The following is an 18,081-nucleotide window of genomic DNA, read 5'->3' as shown; positions in this document are numbered from 1 at the left end:
GCATCCTCTCAAATCGCAAAAAAGCTCTTCACGGTCTCCATGCGCCCGTCCCGGACCTCGCCGAGAGCGAGGAATTCGCCGCTTTCGGCATACAGGCGATAGCGGCCGGGGGCGAAGCGGAGTGTGAACGAAGCGCCGTTGCGGCAGCACTTCTCCTGCGCGGGCGTCAGCGTCAGTGCAGGATGGGCCGCAAACAGCGTGTCGACCGGCAGCAGCAGGGACTCCGGCGCAGGGTGGACCAGAATGTCCGCCAGCGGCACGGCCTGCGCCGCCGTATAGGCCCCGGCTGCAGTGCGCCGCAGCGCGGCCATGCAGCCGCCCGTTCCGAGCGCTGCGCCGAGGTCGTGGCACAGCGTGCGGACATAGGTCCCCTTGGAGCAGTGCACGCGCAGCGTGAAGTCCGGCGGCGCGCACGAAAGCAGCTCCAGCGCGTGGATCGTGATGGCCCGCGCGGGCCGCGCGACCTCCTGCCCGGCGCGCGCCAGCTCATAGAGCTTCTTCCCGCCGATCTTGATGGCGGAATACATCGGCGGCACCTGCTTCTGCGGGCCGAGGAAGCGCGGCAGGACCGCGCGCACGTCCGCCTCCGTCACGGAGGCGGCATCGCGCTGCTCCAGCACGCGGCCGGTGATGTCCTGCGTGTCGGTCACAAGGCCGAGGCGCAGAACGGTCTCATAGGTCTTTTCGGCATGCTCAAAGAACTCGACGGCGCGCGTCGCCCGCCCGAAGAACACGGGCAGCACACCCGTGGCCATGGGGTCGAGCGTTCCGCCGTGCCCGGCGCGGCGCTCGTGCAGCGCCCCGCGCAGCTTGGCCACGACGTCCTGCGACGTCCAGTCCTCCGGCTTGTCGACGATCAGGATCCCGCTTGCCATCAGAGCTCGACTCCGCTGTCGGCGATGGCCTGCAGAATGGCCTTCTTGGCCGCGTCGAGGCCCTCGGGCACGCTGGCTCCGGCCGCGCCGCGGTGTCCGCCGCCGCCCAGCCGGGCGCAGATGGCGGCCGCGTCATATTTCGGTGAGCAGCGCAGGGAGATCTTGCCGCCATCCGGGCCTTCGCGCAGCATGACGCCGATCTCGACGCCTGCAATCTCACGGCTGAAGCCGGAGATATCGTCCACGTCGTCCTCCGTCAGGCCAAGCTCCACGAGCAGGGCGTTCGGGAGCGTGTTCACGGCGACGGCCCCGCCGGCGTAGAACTCCATCTTCTCCGTCAGGCGCGCCTCGAGCTGCAGGCGCGGCAGGCGCTTCGTCATGAACAGGGCCGTGTTGATGGCGAACGTGTCCGCACCGGTGTCCTTGCAGGCGGCGGCGCAGCGCAGGGTGTTGGCTGTCGTATTGTTGAAGCGGAAGCAGCCGGTGTCCGTCGAGATGGCGACATAGAGGGCCGCGCCCATGGAGGCATCGAGCTTGACGCCCATGAGCTGCAGCAGCCGCAGGACGATCTCGCCGCAGGCCGCTGCGCTTGCGTCCACAAAGGCCTGCAGGCCGAACTGGCGGTTCCCGGCGTGGTGGTCGATCTGCAGCTCGACGGCGCAGTCCGGCAGGTCGAACGGCAGCAGGTTCTCCGCCGCAATGTCCACGCTCACGACGCAGGCGCTGGACGGCAGCGTCTCGCACGTCAGCTTGCCGAGCCACGGGCGGAATTTCTCCGTGAACTGCGGATTTTCCAGCACATGGGCCGTCTTGCCGAGGCTGCGCAGACCTGCGCACAGGGCGGCCGCGCTGCCGATGGTGTCGCCGTCCGGACGGCGGTGCGTCAGGAGGACATAGTTGTCATTGCGCAGCAGAAAATCCGCCGCTTCACGAATGGTCAGCTGTTTCATCTTCCGTGTCCTCCGGAATGTCGAGCTTGGAGAGAATGTCGAGAATGTGCGCGCCGTGGACGATGGAGTCGTCCTCCTGCCACTGCAGCTCCGGCGTGTAGCGCAGCTGCAGGCTCTTGCCCAGCGCGCGGCGCAGGAAGCCGCCCGAGGACTTCAGTCCTGCGAGTACTTCTTTGGTGCAGCTGCGGTCGAGCAGCGAGACATAGACCTTGGCATAGCGAAGGTCCGGCGTCGTCTCCACATGGGTGATGGAGACCATGGTCTTCTGGACGCGGGGGTCCTTCAGCAGGCGGAGCTGCTGGGCCAGCTCACGCTGGATCTCCTCATTGATGCGTCCGATGCGGTTGGATGCCATAAAAATTTCCTCCTTCCGGCGCGCCGGTGCGCGCCGCGTGCGTCAGGGAGCAGGTACTCCGGGCCTGCGGCGAATTCGCCGAAGCCGTCAGCGTGTTCCGCGGCGTCTGCCGCGAGATTGCCACGGGCGCAAAGCGCCCTCGCAATGACAAATCAGGGAACCCCGGCGCAAATATAAGAGCGGGCGCGGAGAAGCACTTTCCCCGCGCCCGCGTGTGAGAAACGGTCGGTCGACCTTAGCGGGGGATCTCCTCCATGACGTAGCACTCGAAGATGTCGCCCTCTTTGATGTCGTTGAACTTGTCGATGGACATGCCGCACTCGTAGTTCTGCGCGACCTCCTTGACGGAGTCCTTGAAGCGCTGCAGCGAGCCGATCTCGCCCTCGTAGATGACGATGTTGTCGCGCAGCACGCGCACCTTGCTGTCGCGCGTGACCTTGCCGTCCTTGACATAGCAGCCCGCGATGGTGCCGATGGCGGAGACCTTGTAGGTCTGACGGACCTCGGCATGGCCGATGATGGCCTCACGGTACTTCGGCGCGAGCATGCCCTTCATGGCGGCCTCGATCTCGTCGATGGCATCGTAGATGACGCGGTACATGCGGATATCGACATTGGCGCGCTGGGCCGAGGCCTGCGCGGCGGCGTCCGGACGGACGTTGAAGCCGACGACGATGGCGTTGGCCGTGGAGGCCAGCAGGATATCGGACTCGTTGATCGCGCCGACGCCTGCGTGGATCACGCGCACGCGGACCTCCTCGTTCGACAGCTTTTCGAGGCTGGCGCGGACGGCCTCGGCAGAGCCCTGCACGTCGGCCTTGACGATGAGGTTCAGCTCCTTCATCTCACCCTCCTGCATCTTGGCAAAGAGGTTGTCGAGCGTGACCTTGCTGGCCTGCTTTGCGGCGGCATCCTTCTCGGCCTGCTTGCGCTGCTCGACGAGCTGACGGGCCATGCGCTCATCGGCGACGGCGTCGAACTCATCGCCCGGCGTGGGCGTTTCGGCAAGGCCGGTGATCTCGACCGGGATGGACGGACCGGCGGACTGGATGGCGCGGCCCTTGTCGTCCGTCATGACACGCACGCGGCCGACGGCCGTGCCCGCGATGATGAGGTCGCCCTTGTGGAGCGTGCCGTTCTGCACGAGCAGCGTGGCGATGGGGCCGCGGTTCTTGTCGAGGCGGGCCTCGATGACGGTGCCCTTCGCGGCGCGGTTCGGGTTGGCCTTGAGCTCCTGCATCTCGGCGGTCAGGATGACCATCTCGAGCAGCTGATCAATGCCCATGCCCGTCTTGGCAGAGATCGGGCAGACGATGGTGTCGCCGCCCCACTCCTCGGGGATGAGGTCGTATTTCGTGAGCTCCTGCTTGATGTTTTCGGCGTTTGCGCCGTGCTTATCCATTTTGTTGACCGCGACGATAATGGGGATGTTCGCGGCCTTGGCGTGGTTGATGGCCTCGACGGTCTGCGGCATGATGCCGTCGTCCGCCGCAACGACCAGAATGGCGATGTCGGTGCACATGGCGCCGCGGGCACGCATGGAGGTGAAGGCGGCGTGGCCCGGCGTGTCAAGGAAGGTGATGGGCTTTCCGTTGATCTCGACGGTGTAGGCGCCGATATGCTGCGTGATGCCGCCGGCCTCGCCGGAGACGACGTTCGTCTTGCGGACGGCGTCGAGCAGGCTTGTCTTGCCGTGGTCGACGTGGCCCATGACGACGACGACCGGGCTGCGCGGGACGAGCTCGTCCTCGGTGTCCTGATGATCGTCAATGAGGCGCTCCTCGATGGTAACAACGACCTCGCGCTCGACCTTGCAGCCCATCTCCGTGGCGACGAATTCCGCCGTGTCGAAGTCGATGGTCTGGTTGATCGTGGCCATGACGCCGTTCTTGAGCAGGGTCTTGATGACCTCGGTCGCGGTCTTCTTCATGCGGGAGGCCAGCTCGCCGACGGTGATCTCATCGGGGATCTTCACGGTCAGCGGGGTCTTCTTGATGACCTCCAGGCGCAGGCGGCGCATCTTCTCCTGCTCCTCGTTGCGCTGCTTCGAGCCGAAGGCCGGCTTCTTGCCGCCCTTGGTCTTATTCTTGTTCTTGCTGGCGATCTTCTGCTTGCCGCCGGAGAAATTCTGCGCGCGCTCGGAGATGAGCACGTCCACGCGGTCGTCAAAGCGGTCGGCATTGACGGTGACGGCAGAGGTATCGACGACGCGGCGCTCGCGCTTGCGCTGCTCCTGCTGGGGCTTGGCGGCCTTGTCGGCGCTCTGCGCAGCGGGCGCGGCATTTGCGGCCGGAGCGCTGCCCTGTGCGGGCTGGGCTGCGGGCTTCGGGGCCTCTGCCTTCTTCGGCTCGGGCTTCTTTGCCTGCGGGGCCACGGCGAACACCTGCTCCAGCGAAGCGATCTGGTGCTTCTGCGTGATCACGTCGAACACGACGTTCAGCTGCTCGTCCGTCAGCACCTGCGTGTTGCTGCGCGGCTTCTCAAAATATTTTCCAACGATCTCCGCAATATCCTTCGGCGTCACGCCAAAGTCAGCGGCGACCTCCTTCACGCGGTATTTCACAAAACTCATATTCTCGCCACCTCCTGATTGACACACTTACGATTTCCCATGCCGGACGTTCCTGCGGTGGGCCTTTTCCTCGGCGCGCCGCTTTTCCACGCGCTTGACGCGCTCGTCCAGCTCCTGCAGCAGGTCCGCATACTTTTCCGGCTCGCCGAGCGTCTTGACAAACGCCAGCGCAAGCTGCACATCCGTGATGGCGGCAATGGCGCAGCTCGTCGTGCCGAGGGCGTCGCCCAGCTCGTCGCGCGTATAGGGCAGCGTCAGCAGCGGCTGCGCCGTCCCGGCCACGAAGCTCTTGGCCCGCCGCACGGTGTGGCCGCCGGCATCCGAGGCCAGCAGCATCAGCCGCGCGCGGCTGGCGCGGGCCGCTGCGCCCGCCTGCTCCTCGCCGAGGACGATGTTTCCGCCCTTGCGCGCGAGCGACAGCAGACCCAGACTTCTATTCTGTTCCATCCGGCAGCGCCTCCATTTCCAAACGCAGGGTTTCGTACAGCTCCTGCGGCACCGTTACGCCCAGCGCGCGGTCGATGGCGTGCGAGCGCATTGCTTTCTTCAGGCATTCCGCGCTGCGGCACACATAAGCGCCGCGTCCGGGCGCTTTTCCGCGTGCGTCGAGGCTGACCTGCCCCTCCGGGCTGCGCACCACACGGGTCAGCTCACGCTTGGGCTTCATTTCGCGGCAGCCGAGGCATTGACGCATCGGCACTTTCTTCGGCACGGTACATCCCCTCCGATCCTACTGTGGAAAGGCCCGAGGCCTTTCAAGAAAACGATTTGACAGAATGATATGCAGTTCCCGAAAATTATTCGGCAGCTGCTTCCTCCAGCGCCTCGGCCTGCGAGGCGGGCTTGATATCGATCTTGCAGCCGGTCAGGCGCGCGGCGAGGCGGGCGTTCTGGCCCTCCTTGCCGATGGCGAGCGACAGCTGGTCGTCCGGCACGATGACGCGGCAGGCCTTTGCGCCCTGCTGCAGCTGCGTGACGGAGATGACGTCCGCCGGGGACAGCGCGGAGGCCACGAACTGGCAGATGTCCTCGGACCACACGACGATGTCCATTTTCTCGCCCTGCAGCTCCTCTACGACCGCGCCGACACGCGCGCCGCGGGCGCCGACGCAGGCACCGACGGGATCGATGTTCTCCTCGGCCGCGTGGACGGCGATCTTCGTGCGGGAGCCGGGCTCACGCGCGATGGAGCGGATCTCCACGGCGCCGGAGCTGATCTCCGGGACCTCCAGCTCAAACAGGCGCTTGACGAGCGCCGGATGCGTGCGGGAGACCATGACCTGCGGGCCGCGGCTGCTGCGGCGGACCTCGATGACATAGACGCGGATCATGTCGCCCTCGACGAAATGCTCCGTCTTGACCTGCTCACCGACGGGCAGCAGGGCGTCGGTCTTGTCCGTGCCCTGGCCGATGCGGATGGTCATGTCGCCGTTCGGCTCGAAGCGCAGCACCGAGCCGGTGAGGATCTCGTGCTCCTTCGAGGAGAAGCTCTCGAAGATCATGCCGCGCTCGGCCTCGCGGATGCCCTGAATGATGACCTGCTTGGCCGTCTGGGCGGCGATGCGGCCGAAGGCCTGCGTCTTGATCTCCACGTTCACGAGATCGCCGAGCTGTGCGTGCGGGTCGACCTTGCGCGCGGCGTCGAGCGTGACCTCGGTGGCGGGGGTGATGACCTCGTCGACGACCTCCTTCTGCGCATACATGCGCATGGCGTCCTCCGTCAGCTCGACGTAGACGTTGTCGGTGTAGCCGTCGCGGTCCTTTTTATAAGCGGCGACAAGCGCCTGCGTGATCTTTTCGACCATGTAATCCACGGGGATGCCGCGTTCCTTCTCCAGCTGGCGGAGCGCCGCAAAGATTTCAGCGTTCATGATTTCTCTCCTTCGTGATTAGAACTCCACGCGGAGCCGCACGAGCGCGACCTCCGCCTTGTCAAACGTGACCTCGCGGCCGCGCATCTCGATCGTAACTGCCCCGTCCTCATAGCGCACGAGGCGGCCGGGAAACTCCTTCTGGCCGTCGCGCGGGCGGTAGAGTTTGACGAGCACCGGCTCGCCCAGATAGCGCTCGAAGTCCGACGGACGCTTGAGCTGGCGCTCCAGCCCGGCGGAGCAGACCTCAAAGCGGTAGCTCTCGGGGATGGGGTCCTTTTCGTCAAGGACCGGGTCGACTGCGCGGGACACGGCCTCGCAGTCGTCGATGTCCACGCCGCCCTCCTTGTCGAGGTAGAGCCGCAGGAACCACTCGCCGCCCTCGCGGACGTATTCCACGTCCCAGAGGCTGCAGCCGCAGGCCTGGACCAGCGGCTCGGCGAACTCCCAAACCTGATCGGTGATCTTCATGGAAATGCTTCCTTCCTGCCGGGGACCGGCGCAGAATTTCAGAAGAAAAGAGAGGGGAAAACCCCTCTCTTAGTAAAGTCTACTATAGATTGTCCTTATTATAACACTGAAATACCCGGAATGCAAGAGCTTTTTGAAACTTTTTCCCCGAAAATCGGCCTGTTTTCTCCGCGGAGAAGGACATTTGTCCGCTGCTCCGGTATGTGTGAAAAAGTAGGGGCGAGGCATGCCTCGCCCGGCGACGCACCTGCCGCCCGTACAGGCTATTGTTAAAATGGTAAATGCCCCCCAAATTGTCATTGCGAGGGCGCTTTGCGCCCGTGGCAATCTCGGGGAGGCACTGCCGATTCGTACCGGCTGCCGTTAAAATGGTATGTACCAATTGCGTCTGTAGCGGCGCTCAGTGAGCGCCCTGTACAGGGCAATTAAACCGCGCAAGGGCGCTGGTGCACTGCCGCACCCGCCTGACGTGTCATTGCGAGGCCCCGAAGGGGCCGTGGCAATCTCGCAGTACCCGGCCGGATCACAGGAAAGCCCCGGCAAAATCGTAACTGTCTTCCCGGGATTGCACCCCAAGGGCACTTCCTCGCGCTTCGCGCTCAGGGCGCCACGTCGGCCTGCGGCCTCCTCGCAATGACATATCAGGGGAGCATGGCGCCGGGAACGGTGCATTGCACCGAATTGGCCGTCCGATTGCCGCTTCGCGGACGGGCCTGGCTGTCCCCGCCCCTACAGCATCACGGAGTCATGGGGAGCCGTCTCAGCCCTGCTCCACGGCCATCAGCTTTTCGATGCGGCGCTTATGGCGCTCTCCGTTCGAGAACGGAGTGTCAAGGAACGTGTCGACGATCTCCAGCGCCAGCAGCTCGCCGACGAAGCCGGCGCCGAGGGCCATCATGTTCGCGTCGTTGTGCTCGCGCGTCAGGCGGGCGGACACCGGGTCGGACAGCAGGGCGCAGCGGATGCCGTGCACCTTGTTCGCCGTGATGGAAACGCCGATGCCCGTCGTGCACATCACGATGCCGCGCTCACATGCGCCGGAGGCGACGGCCTCAGCCGCCGGGCGGGCAAAGTCTGGATAGTCGCAGCTGTCCTTCGTAAACGTGCCGAAATCCACGCATTCCATACCGCGCGCGGTCAGATGGGCCTTCACGGCCTCCTTCAGCGCCAGCGCGCCGTGGTCACAGGCAATTGCAATTTTCATAAGATAACCTCCTGTATCAGAACATAAAAAGGATGGAAGAGACGGCGCACAGCGCCAGCACGGCGGCCGGGACCGCCGCAGAGACGGCCGCGCCGCGGTCGCACAGCCTCTGCCAGACCCACGCGAGGGCCATGGCCAGCGGCAACGGCAGCAGGAACAGGCCGGAGAGGGCCCACAGCGCTGCAGCGGAGACGAGCAGCAGCAGGATCATCGCGCAGCGAAGGTCGTGCCCGCGGCAAAGCCCGTGCAGCAGCTCCGGCAGCGTCAGAACGGCAAGCGCACCGAGCGCCAGCTCCGTCGGCGAAAATCGTCCCGGCAGCGTCACGGCGGCGCGGACATTTCCGCACAGCGCGGGCCAAAGCGCCTCATAGAAGCGGAAAGAACGCAGCGCCTCAAGCGGCGTGCCGCGCCCCGCCATCCACCAGCCGAGCACGGCCACGCCCAGCGCGCCGAGCAGACTCAGCGGGAGCGTCAGCGCAAGCGACCGGCCGAGGCCCGTGCGGCGGGAGAGCCGCGTGCAGACATAGCCGATGGGATATAGCGGCAGCAGCAGAAGCAGCGCCCGCTCCTTCAGCAGCCCGGCGGCAAAGCACACCACGGACAGCACGATCCAGCCCCCGCCGCGACGCTTTGCCGTGCGCCAGAGCACATAGCCCAGCAGCGCTGCCGTCACGGCAAGGGAGCCGTCCTGCAGCAGGCCGAAGAGCAGCGCGCCGGACAGGGCGGGCAGCATCCCGCCCAGCAGGCGGCGCAGCAGCAAATGGGCGCAGCCCGCAGCCAGCCCGGCAAACAGGACCAGCAGCAGCGCCTCCGGCGTCACGGGCAGGGCATGGAAGGGCAGCCAATGCTCCAGCAGGCGCAGGCCCGTCACGGCAAGGCACAGCAGCAGGGCCGCCGGGGCGTCCATCCCGTGCAGGGGGCAGCCCGAAACCGGCTGCCACGGCGGCGGCGTCAGGCGGCCGATCCATTCCGTCGTCCCGGCGCGCGGGCGCAGCACGGCAAAATACCGCGCCAGCATCCAGATGGCGGCTGCCAGCGCGCAGCCGGGCACGGCAAAGCGAACGATCTCGCGGAGCATCGGCCTTCCCCCTTTCGTTTCTCTTATCTTATCATAGGGCAGCGGAAAGTGCAACGGTAATTCCGCGGGAAGGCCATCGACGGTAGTCTGTAGGGGAGGGGCATGCCCCTCCCGGCACGGTACTCACGGTCCGGTACAGGCCATCGTGAAAATGGTATGCACCCCCGAATTGTCATTGCGAGGAGGCCGCAGGCCGACGTGGCGCCCTGAGCGCGAAGCGCGAGGAAGTGCCCTTGGGGTGCAATCTCGCAGTACCCAGCCGGATAACAGGGTACTCCCGGCGAATACGGCAGCCTTACGCGACGGGGCGTCGAGGACGCCGCCCCCTACAAGGCGCGTGCGGTCGGCGGGAATCCCCGGAAATTTGCAACTGCCGAAGGCGCTCACTGAGCGCCGCTACAGACGCAATCGGTTGGTACGTTTTTATCGGCACCTTGTACGAACTGGAAGTGCCTTCCCGAGATTGCCACGTCGCTTCGCTCCTCGCAATGACAATTCGGGGGCTATTATCATTTTAATGTCAGCCTGTTCCGTACGCAGGTGCGGCGCCGGGCGGGGCATGCCCCGCCCCTACAACGCACAACCGGAAACTTTCCGTTTCTATTCGCCCCGCCTCGCGCTTTTCTTTTCTCCCGAAATATGGTATGATGGGCGCAGGAGGTGCTCTGCATGGCGAATGTGTTTGACTATCTTGACTGGCGCGGCGATCTGACGCTCGATCTCGTGCCGTTGTGCGACGTGGACGCCGTTGTGCTGTCCCGCCTGTCCTACCTGCCGCTCGACGGGCTCGTCCCGCCGGAGGGGGCGCCGGTCGGCGCGCTCATGCGGCAGCTCCTCGCTTCGAAGCCGCCGCTGCTCCTGCCGGAGGACGGGCGGTTCATCCCTGCCCTTGCGGCAAGCCAGCGCTTCTGCGAGATGCGGATCATGGATTATGTAAACCAAATCGACCTCGAGAGCCAGACGCAGTTTGCGGCCATCACCGTCGCCCTCGGCGACGGGCGGCATTTTGTTGCCTTCCGCGGGACGGACGGCACGCTCGTCGGCTGGAAGGAGGATTTCAACATGGCCTTCACCTGCCCCGTCCCGGCCCAGCGCCTCGCGGCGCATTATGCCGCCTCGGCCATGCTGCGCTTTCCGGGGGAGTTCCTGCTCGGCGGCCACTCCAAGGGCGGCAACCTCGCGGTCTATGCCGCAGCGTTCTGCCCCGCAGCCCTGCAGGAGCGCATCGCGGCGGTGTATAACAACGACGGCCCCGGCTTCGACGCCGAGGTGATCGCCCTGCCGGGCTACCAGCGTATCTGCGCGCGGGTGCAGACGTTCGTGCCGCAGTCATCCATTGTCGGCATGCTGCTCGAGCACGAGGAGGCCTATACCATCATCCACAGCACGGGCGACGGCTTCGGCCAGCACAATCTCTATACCTGGGAGGTGCTGCGCGACCGCTTCGTTACGCTCGAGACCGTCACGAACGGCAGCCGCTTCCTCGACCGGACGCTCAAGCAGTGGCTGGCCGGGCTGGAGCCGGAGCAGCGCGAGCGGACGATCGACACGGTCTACCACATGCTGTGCGAAACGAACGCCGAGACGCTGCATGAATTGAAGGAGAATCGCTTTTCCCGCGCGCTGGCGCTGCTGCGCTCGGCCAAGGGGCTGGACGAGGATACGCGCAAGCTGCTCGTCCATGCCGCAGGGGTGTTTTTCCGCAGCGCGGGCCGTTCCCTGAAGCAGGCGCGCGTCCCAGACGAACAGGAATCCTGAAAAAACGACCGGGACGGGATGAACATCATCCCGCCCCGGTTTTTTGTAGGGGGTTCGTTGGCGCGTTGCAGCGGCGCCCGGCCAATTGCACACGCCATTGTAGGGGAGGGGCATGCCCCTCCCGACGGTGCACCTGCAGTCCGCATCGGCCGCCGTTAAAATGGAACCGGCCTCAGGTTTGTCATTGCGAGGAGCGAAGCGACGTGGGAATCTCGTGCAGGCACTTGCAGCCCGTACAGGGTAACGATAAAACGTACCAACCGATTGCGTCTGTAGCGGCGCTCATTGAGCGCCTTGTAGGGGACAATTCAACCGCAGAAGGGCGCTGGTGCACCGCCGCGCCACCCTGACGTGTCATTGCGAGGAGCGAAGCGACGTGGCAATCTCGCAGTACCCGGCTGGTTCACAGGAAAAGTCCCGGCGAAAACGCAACTGCCTTCCCGAGATTGCCACGGCCCCGTTGGGGCCTCGCAATGACAAGTCGGGGGCCGTTACCATTTTAACGGCAGCCTGTTTATTACGCTGGTGCGGCACCGGGAGGGGACAGCCCGGCCCCTACAATTTCACTGCCTTACTTCAAAATTCTTGCGGCGCTTTCTTCGGCAAACTGGCGGGTATAGAGGTCGTGGTAATAGCCGCCCTTCTGCAGCAGCTCCAGGTGCCTGCCCTGCTCGACGATGCGGCCGTCGCGCACGACGAGGATGAGGTCTGCCTTGCGGATGGTGGACAGGCGGTGGGCGATCAGGAACGACGTGCGGTCGCGCAGCAGGTGGTCGATGGCGTTCTGGATAAGCTGCTCCGTCTGCGTGTCGATGGAGGACGTCGCCTCGTCGAGCACGAAGATGCGCGGATCGGCCAGCACGGCGCGCGCAAAGGAGATCAGCTGCTTTTCGCCCGTGGACAGGCGGTCGCCGCCCTCGCCGACGTCGCTGTCCCAGCCCTTTTCGAGCTTGGCTGCGACCTGATCGGCCGAAACGGTCCGCGCCGCTGCCTCGACCTCGGCGTCCGTGGCGTCCAGACGGCCGTAGCGGATGTTCTCGCGGATCGTACCGGAGAACAGATGCGGATTCTGCAGCACATAGCCGATGTTCGAGTGCAGCCACAGCTGGCTGCGCTCACGGTAGTCCCGGCCGTCGATGAGGATCTGGCCGGAGGTCGGCTCAAAAAAGCGGCAGGCGAGATTCACGAGTGTGCTCTTGCCCGCGCCGGTCTCACCGACGATGGCAACGGTCGTCCCGGCGGGGATTTTCAGCGAGAAGTGCGACAGCACGTCCTCGCCGCCGTCCGGGTAGCGGAACGTGACGTCGCGGAACTCGATGTCGCCGCGCAGCGGCTCCCAGTTTTCGCGCTTGGGGTGGAAGGCATCGCCGTAGCGGGCGATGACCTCCGGTGTGTCGGCGATCTGCGGCTTTTCGTCCAGCAGGCCCGTCACGCGCTCGATGGAGGCCTGCAGGGAGATGAATTCCGCGATATTCGCGGCCGTCATCTGGATCGGCTCGAAAATGCCGACGGCGTAGGTCGTGAAGGCCGAGAGCGTGGCGATCTGCAGCACCTGCTCCTGCACCATATAGCCGCCGCGCAGCAGCACGATGGCCACGGCCGCCGTGGAGCAGAACAGCACGAGGGGGATATACACGGCGTTCAGCCGCGCAGCACGGATGCCGCAGTCGTGCATCTCCTTCGTCAGCGCGCGGAACGAGGCCGTGTTCTGCTCCTCGATGCCGAGGGTCTTCGACGTCTTCGCGCCGGTGATGCCCTCATTGAACGCGCCGGTGATGCGGGAGTTCAGCTTGCGGACGCGGCGGTTCCAGTGCAGGATGCGATTCTGAAAATAGCCCGTGAGCACGGCGATGACCGGCACGATGACGATAACGACAAGGGCGAGCTTCCAGTTGAGCAGCAGCATCGCGGCGAACGTGCCGAGCACATAGAACATGGCCCAGAGGATATCCGTCAGGTTCCACGCGACCATGGAGGCAATGCGCGAGGTGTCGCTCATGACGCGGCTGAGCAGATAGCCCACCGGCGTGACGTTATAGAACGAGAACGACAGCGTCTGCAGGTGTGTGAAGAGGTTCGCGCGCATGTCGCGCCCGGCGCACATCTCGATCTTCATGGAGTTGCGCGCAAAGGCCACAACGGACAGGGCCTGCAGCAGGATGACGCCGAAATAGCACAGCGTGTAGGGCAGCAGGCCCGACAGCGTCCCGGCCTCGATATAATTTGAGATGGCATAGCGCTGGAACAGCGGCAGCACGACGTCGATGGCGGCCGTGATCAGGTTGAAGGCGAACATGCCCGCAAAATCGCGGCGGTATGGCCGCATGACGGGCATCAGGCGCTTCCAGATGCCCCATTGGAACGATTTGGTATAGTCCTGTTCATCAAAGGCAGGCATCAGACTCCCTCCTTTCCGAGCAGGCGGCGGTCGTCGCTGCTCATCTGGATGTCATAGATATCGCGGTAAATGCCGGGCTTGGCGATGAGCTCGGCGTGTGTGCCCAGCTCCGAGACGCGGCCGCCGTCGAGCACGAGGATGCAGTCGGCCTGCATGAGTGTCGTTACGCGGTGGGAGATGAGCAGCACCGTCGCCTTGCCGAGCGATTCGTGCAGGGCGGCGCGGATCTTTGCGTCCGTCTCGGCGTCCACGGCCGAGAGCGAATCGTCAAACACCATGATGGGCGCCCTCTGCATCAGCATGCGCGCAATGGCCACGCGCTGCTTCTGCCCGCCGGACAGCGTCACGCCGCGCTCGCCCACGAGCGTCTCATAGCCCTCCGGGAATTCGCAGATGGCCTCGTCCACGCAGGCAATGGCCGCGGCGCTGCGCAGCTCCTCCTGCGGCGCGCCGGGGCGCGTGGCGGCGATGTTCTCGCGGATGGTCTGCGAGAACAGGAACGGCTCCTGCAGCACAAGGCCGATCTGGCTGCGCAGGCTCTCGCGCGTAAAGCTGCGGATGTCCACGCCGCCGATGGTGATGCGGCCCTCCTGCAGGTCGTACAGCCGGTCGAGCAGATGCACGAGCGTGCTCTTGCCCGAGCCGGTGCCGCCGAGGATGGCAAATGTGCTTCCCTGCGGAATCGTGAACGAGACGTCCTGCAGCACGGGCGTCTCGCCGTAGCCGAACGTCACATGGTCAAAGACGATGTCACCCGCCGCGCTGTGCGGCGCGGCCTCGGGCGCGTCCTTCTCCTCCGGCGCGCGCAGGATATAGCCCACGCGGTCAAGCGACACGCCCGCCTTGCTCATGTCCGAAAGCACGCGGCCGAGCGAGCGCACCGGCCACGACAGGGCCTCGTTATAGCTGATGAAGGCGAGAAATTCGCCGAGCGTCATATTGCCGTGCACGCTTTCGACGATGCCGCAGACGATGATGACCATGACCTGCAGGCACGTCAGCAGCGTGCCGGAGGCCCAGTAGACCGAGAGCAGGCGGCCGAGGCGAATCCACAGGCTGGCAAATTTCTCGTTCTTTTCGCAGAAGCGGTCCGTTTCGAAGCGCTCGCGGCCGAAGGCACGCACAACGCGCACGCCGGTCAGGTTCTCCTGCGCACAGGTCGTCAGGTCGCCCTCGGCCTCGTCCGCCGCCTGAAAGCGGCCGGAGATGCGCCGGTAGAACACACCGGACGACAGACCGACGATCGGGATGAACGCCAGCGCCACGAACGACAGCTGCACGTTCATCCGGAACATGATGACGAGATATAAAATGATGAGGAAGACCGTGCGCACGACCTCCACGAGCTGGTTGCACACGAACGTGCGGATGACGTCGACGTCCGAGGTGCAGCGCTGGATGATCTCGCCCGTGGAGTGGGCCGTGTGCCACGAAAAGCTCAGGTGCTGGATGTGGTCATACAGCCCGTCGCGGATGCGCTTGACGAACGACTCCGACCCGCGCGAAAGCTGCGTGCGCTGGCCGTAGTTGCAGAAGCCGCGCAGCAGGGCCAGCAGCAGTACGGCCGCGGCCGCGAGCCACAGCGCGTGGAGCTTCTGCGCCTGCAGCAGCGGCAGAAGCGGCTGCAGAAACGCCGGGAGCGACGGCTGCTCCGCGCCGAGGATGGAGTCCACCGTCAGGCGGATGACCTGCGGCGTGAGGGCATTGAATACCATCCCGAGGCAGGCGCACAGCAGGGCCACGACAAAATAGTGGATGCTGCCGCGCAGAAAGCGCACGATGAGCTGCACCTTCTCCCGCCACGGGATCGATTGCGTTTCCATAGAAGATCTCTCCTTTTTTCTGATTGCCGGGGGATGTTGATATGCTGACTGTAACGGCCTTCTCTCTCAAAGGCAGGACCGCATGATTCAGCGAGAGTATTCGGCGAAAAAGGTCCGGCGAAGGCCGAAGCTGCTATCATGCGGCACTGCCGCAATAAATAAAAAACGCCTCTCCTGCCGGAGAAGCGCACAACAAGGAACAAAACAGGGCCTTTTATCCCCGCTTCCGGGCGCGCAAAACCGACAGACCGGTCCCCTGGACCAAAATAGAACCCGATGTAAAGAACAGATAGGACATTCTGCGCGCCTCCTTTCGTAAAATCTAATATCCAGTATAGGGGAAAACTGCGACTTTGTCAACCCTGATATCCGAAATAATTCGGGAAGCAGTGCGTTATTTCTCGAGAGCGTTCGGCGAGAGCTTTTTGTCGAGACAAGGCTTGAAACGTGCAGAGTGCTTTGTGTATCCGCAGGGGGCAAAGCCGCCAACGGCTGCGCAATACATCAGGCCTTTCGAGCCGATAGATCGGCGAAAAAAGATCCGGCGAAGGCCGAAGATGCAATTGTGCGCTGTTGCCCCAGAGGTTTTTCCTTGCCGTTTTGCCGCATTTGTGGTATGATCGGGGGAGAATTGCAACGGAAAGGAACGAAGAAACCATGAAATGGATCATTGCCTCGGACCTGCACGGCTCTGCCCACTACTGCCGCCGGCTCCTCGAGGCCTGGAAGCGCGAGGAAGCGCCGCGTATGCTCTTCCTCGGCGATCTGCTGTATCACGGCCCGCGCAACGACCTGCCCGAGGGCTATGCGCCGAAGGAGGTCATCGCCCTGCTGCAGGAGCGGCAGGCCGACATTTTCTGTGTGCGCGGCAACTGCGAGGCCGAGGTCGATCAGATGGTGCTGCCCTTCCCCGTTCTTGCGGACTACTGCCTGCTCGAGTCGGCGGGCCATCTCATCTATGCCACGCACGGCCACCATTTTAACGAGGACCATCTGCCGCCCCTGCATCCGGGCGACGTCCTGCTCCACGGCCACACGCACATCCCCCGCCGCACCCTGCGCGACGGCGTCTATGTCCTGAATCCCGGCTCCGTCTCTATCCCGAAGGCCGGGAGCTGGCATGGCTATATGACGCTGGAGGACGGCGTGTTCACCTGGAAGACGCTCTCCGGCGACGTGCGCGACACGCTGCGGCTCTGAGGGGGCTTATTATGGAATTCACAGCAGCGCAGGATGGCCTGCGCGTGGACGTCTTTCTGGCGGGCTGCCTGCCGGAGCTGACCCGCAGCGCCGTGCAGCGCCTGCTCGCTGAGGGTGGCGTGACCTGCGGCGGCGCGCCCGTGCGGAAAAACGCGCGCACGGAGGCCGGGGCCGTCTACGCCGTCACCCTGCTGGAGGCGCGGCCCGTCGAGACCGCCGCACAGGATATCCCGCTCGATATCGTCTATGAGGACGGGGACGTGCTCGTCATCAATAAGCCGAAGGGGCTTGTCGTTCACCCGGCCGCCGGGCACGAGGACGGCACGCTCGTCAACGCCCTGCTCTATCACTGCGGCGACAGCCTGTCCGGCGTGGGCGGCGAGCGCCGCCCCGGCATCGTCCACCGCATCGACCGCGACACGACCGGCCTGCTCATCGTGGCGAAGAACGATTTTGCCCACCAGCGCCTTGCCGCTCAGCTCAGCGACCACACGCTGCGCCGCACCTATGAGTGCATCGTCCGCGGCGGCTTCCGCGAGGACAGCGGCACGGTCAATGCGCCCATCGGCCGCGACCCGCGCGACCGCAAGCGCATGGCCGTCACGGAGAAGAACAGCCGCGAAGCCGTGACGCACTGGGAGGTCATCACGCGCTACGGGCAGTATACTCACCTGCGCTGCCGCCTCGAGACCGGCCGCACGCACCAGATCCGCGTGCATATGGCGTGGATCCGCCACCCCATCGCGGGAGACCCGGTCTACGGCATCGGCAAGCCGGAGCTCGGCCTGCATTCCCAGTGCCTCCACGCGAAGGAGCTGACGTTCCTGCACCCCCGCACCGGCGAGGAGATGACGCTCTCCTGCCCCCTCCCGGAGGAGTTTGAGAATGCGCTGAAGAAGCTGCAGAGGACAATGGGACTGTAGGCTGGCGTCCTGCACCCGCCATTGTAGGGGCGAGGACAGCCAGGCCCGGCGCTGCACTTGCAGCCGATACAAGCCGCTGTTAAAATGGCGACTGCCCCCGAATTGTCATTGCGAGGGCGCTTTGCGCCCGTGGCAATCTCCTGCAACAGCTTGCGAATTCGCCGAGGCCTTCCTGCTATCTACCATTGTACTGCGAGATTGCCACGTCGGCCTGCGGCCTCCTCGCAATGACAAATCGGAGGCTTTTACCATTTTAACGACAGCCTGTTGATTGTGCCGGTGCTGCGCCGGGAGCGGCATGCCGCTCCCCTACAACGCTCCATCGATACCCTCATTTTCCCAGAAAACCACCGCAAGCCGGAGGCAGTGCCTCCGGCTTGGTGCATATTCTCGGGTGCTGCCTCATACTAGAATCTGATAAAAAGCTTTAAAAGCTTTTTATAGCGCCGAGGGCGCGTCAGATTCTGCATGAGACGGCGCAGCGTGCGTCAGCACGATGCGAGTGTGCGTAGCACACGGGATTCCTGATTAAATGTTTTAATCAGGAATCAGTATCAGAACTTTCCCCCGCCGCCGCCGAACGACGAGCCGCCGGAGCCGGAA

General features: G+C 64.5%; 15 protein-coding genes. 3 read left to right on the top strand and 12 right to left on the bottom strand.

The window, feature by feature from the left end; genetic code table 11:
- Positions 1 to 8: 8 nt before the first annotated feature.
- The 10 genes from truB to ACMKFF_RS01240 all read right to left on the bottom strand — a co-directional run bounded on the left by truB (position 9) and on the right by ACMKFF_RS01240 (position 9,376).
- Positions 9 to 875 (bottom strand): tRNA pseudouridine(55) synthase TruB, encoded by an 867-nt coding sequence (truB, locus tag ACMKFF_RS01285; protein WP_419495794.1) that lies wholly within the window; start codon positions 873 to 875, stop codon positions 9 to 11.
- Positions 875 to 1,825 carry a DHH family phosphoesterase gene (locus tag ACMKFF_RS01280; protein ID WP_418487732.1) on the bottom strand — a complete coding sequence of 317 codons (951 nt, stop codon included), beginning with the start codon at positions 1,823 to 1,825 and terminating at the stop codon, positions 875 to 877. The genes truB and ACMKFF_RS01280 overlap by 1 nt, the downstream gene beginning before the upstream one ends.
- A complete protein-coding gene (gene rbfA / locus ACMKFF_RS01275; RefSeq protein ID WP_349134868.1) occupies positions 1,803 to 2,180 on the bottom strand; it encodes a 30S ribosome-binding factor RbfA in 378 nt (125 codons plus the stop codon). The genes ACMKFF_RS01280 and rbfA overlap by 23 nt, the downstream gene beginning before the upstream one ends.
- Positions 2,181 to 2,415: 235 nt before the next feature.
- Positions 2,416 to 4,752: a translation initiation factor IF-2 gene (infB, locus tag ACMKFF_RS01270; RefSeq protein ID WP_418468362.1), complete on the bottom strand. Its 2,337-nt coding sequence runs from the start codon at positions 4,750 to 4,752 to the stop codon at positions 2,416 to 2,418.
- A gap of 27 nt (positions 4,753 to 4,779) precedes the next feature.
- A complete protein-coding gene (locus tag ACMKFF_RS01265; protein ID WP_419495793.1) occupies positions 4,780 to 5,199 on the bottom strand; it encodes a L7Ae/L30e/S12e/Gadd45 family ribosomal protein in 420 nt (139 codons plus the stop codon).
- A complete protein-coding gene (gene rnpM, locus ACMKFF_RS01260) occupies positions 5,186 to 5,464 on the bottom strand; it encodes an RNase P modulator RnpM (RefSeq protein WP_349134871.1) in 279 nt (92 codons plus the stop codon). The genes ACMKFF_RS01265 and rnpM overlap by 14 nt, the downstream gene beginning before the upstream one ends.
- A gap of 85 nt (positions 5,465 to 5,549) precedes the next feature.
- Positions 5,550 to 6,623, bottom strand: a complete 1,074-nt coding sequence (gene nusA / locus ACMKFF_RS01255) for a transcription termination factor NusA (protein ID WP_349134872.1) — start codon at positions 6,621 to 6,623, stop codon at positions 5,550 to 5,552.
- A gap of 18 nt (positions 6,624 to 6,641) precedes the next feature.
- Complete coding sequence (rimP, locus tag ACMKFF_RS01250; RefSeq protein ID WP_367926408.1) at positions 6,642 to 7,094, bottom strand: ribosome maturation factor RimP; 453 nt, start codon at positions 7,092 to 7,094, stop codon at positions 6,642 to 6,644.
- A gap of 760 nt (positions 7,095 to 7,854) precedes the next feature.
- The gene (gene rpiB, locus ACMKFF_RS01245; RefSeq protein ID WP_367926409.1) at positions 7,855 to 8,298 is read right to left on the bottom strand and encodes a ribose 5-phosphate isomerase B; all 444 of its coding nucleotides are present in this window, start codon (positions 8,296 to 8,298) and stop codon (positions 7,855 to 7,857) included.
- Between the two features lie 16 nt (positions 8,299 to 8,314).
- On the bottom strand, positions 8,315 to 9,376 hold the full coding sequence (locus ACMKFF_RS01240) for a hypothetical protein (RefSeq protein ID WP_419495792.1): 1,062 nt from the start codon (positions 9,374 to 9,376) through the stop codon (positions 8,315 to 8,317).
- A 669-nt stretch (positions 9,377 to 10,045) separates the two neighbouring features.
- Here ACMKFF_RS01240 and ACMKFF_RS01235 point away from each other — a divergent pair.
- Entirely contained in the window at positions 10,046 to 11,134 is a 1,089-nt protein-coding gene (locus tag ACMKFF_RS01235) for a DUF2974 domain-containing protein (protein WP_419495791.1), read from the top strand.
- Between the two features lie 571 nt (positions 11,135 to 11,705).
- On the opposite strand, the gene ACMKFF_RS01230 is transcribed toward ACMKFF_RS01235, so the two are convergent.
- Together ACMKFF_RS01230 and ACMKFF_RS01225 are read right to left on the bottom strand one after the other, a co-directional pair.
- Positions 11,706 to 13,532, bottom strand: a complete 1,827-nt coding sequence (locus tag ACMKFF_RS01230; protein ID WP_367926412.1) for an ABC transporter ATP-binding protein — start codon at positions 13,530 to 13,532, stop codon at positions 11,706 to 11,708.
- On the bottom strand, positions 13,532 to 15,355 hold the full coding sequence (locus ACMKFF_RS01225) for an ABC transporter ATP-binding protein (protein WP_418467847.1): 1,824 nt from the start codon (positions 15,353 to 15,355) through the stop codon (positions 13,532 to 13,534). The genes ACMKFF_RS01230 and ACMKFF_RS01225 overlap by 1 nt, the downstream gene beginning before the upstream one ends.
- A gap of 657 nt (positions 15,356 to 16,012) precedes the next feature.
- Between ACMKFF_RS01225 and yfcE the strand changes: the two genes are divergently transcribed.
- Positions 16,013 to 16,555: a phosphodiesterase gene (yfcE, locus tag ACMKFF_RS01220; protein ID WP_419495790.1), complete on the top strand. Its 543-nt coding sequence runs from the start codon at positions 16,013 to 16,015 to the stop codon at positions 16,553 to 16,555.
- Positions 16,556 to 16,566: 11 nt separating this feature from the next.
- Positions 16,567 to 17,478, top strand: a complete 912-nt coding sequence (locus ACMKFF_RS01215) for an RluA family pseudouridine synthase (RefSeq protein WP_419495789.1) — start codon at positions 16,567 to 16,569, stop codon at positions 17,476 to 17,478.
- Positions 17,479 to 18,081: the final 603 nt, after the last annotated feature.

Origin of the sequence: Faecousia sp., assembly GCF_048519415.1 — a bacterium.
Lineage (GTDB): Bacteria > Bacillota > Clostridia > Oscillospirales > Oscillospiraceae > JAZOXB01.
This window is presented reverse-complemented; position numbering and strand designations above follow the sequence as displayed.

Excerpts from the sequence above, each read along its gene's own strand:
- truB (WP_419495794.1), bottom strand. The coding sequence starts at position 875 with ATGGCAAGCGGGATCCTGATCGTCGACAAGCCGGAGGACTGGACGTCG.
- ACMKFF_RS01280 (WP_418487732.1), bottom strand. The coding sequence starts at position 1,825 with ATGAAACAGCTGACCATTCGTGAAGCGGCGGATTTTCTGCTGCGCAAT.
- rbfA (WP_349134868.1), bottom strand. The coding sequence starts at position 2,180 with ATGGCATCCAACCGCATCGGACGCATCAATGAGGAGATCCAGCGTGAG.
- infB (WP_418468362.1), bottom strand. The coding sequence starts at position 4,752 with ATGAGTTTTGTGAAATACCGCGTGAAGGAGGTCGCCGCTGACTTTGGC.
- ACMKFF_RS01265 (WP_419495793.1), bottom strand. The coding sequence starts at position 5,199 with ATGGAACAGAATAGAAGTCTGGGTCTGCTGTCGCTCGCGCGCAAGGGC.
- nusA (WP_349134872.1), bottom strand. The coding sequence starts at position 6,623 with ATGAACGCTGAAATCTTTGCGGCGCTCCGCCAGCTGGAGAAGGAACGC.
- rimP (WP_367926408.1), bottom strand. The coding sequence starts at position 7,094 with ATGAAGATCACCGATCAGGTTTGGGAGTTCGCCGAGCCGCTGGTCCAG.
- rpiB (WP_367926409.1), bottom strand. The coding sequence starts at position 8,298 with ATGAAAATTGCAATTGCCTGTGACCACGGCGCGCTGGCGCTGAAGGAG.
- ACMKFF_RS01240 (WP_419495792.1), bottom strand. The coding sequence starts at position 9,376 with ATGCTCCGCGAGATCGTTCGCTTTGCCGTGCCCGGCTGCGCGCTGGCA.
- ACMKFF_RS01235 (WP_419495791.1), top strand. The coding sequence starts at position 10,046 with ATGGCGAATGTGTTTGACTATCTTGACTGGCGCGGCGATCTGACGCTC.
- ACMKFF_RS01230 (WP_367926412.1), bottom strand. The coding sequence starts at position 13,532 with ATGCCTGCCTTTGATGAACAGGACTATACCAAATCGTTCCAATGGGGC.
- ACMKFF_RS01225 (WP_418467847.1), bottom strand. The coding sequence starts at position 15,355 with ATGGAAACGCAATCGATCCCGTGGCGGGAGAAGGTGCAGCTCATCGTG.
- yfcE (WP_419495790.1), top strand. The coding sequence starts at position 16,013 with ATGAAATGGATCATTGCCTCGGACCTGCACGGCTCTGCCCACTACTGC.
- ACMKFF_RS01215 (WP_419495789.1), top strand. The coding sequence starts at position 16,567 with ATGGAATTCACAGCAGCGCAGGATGGCCTGCGCGTGGACGTCTTTCTG.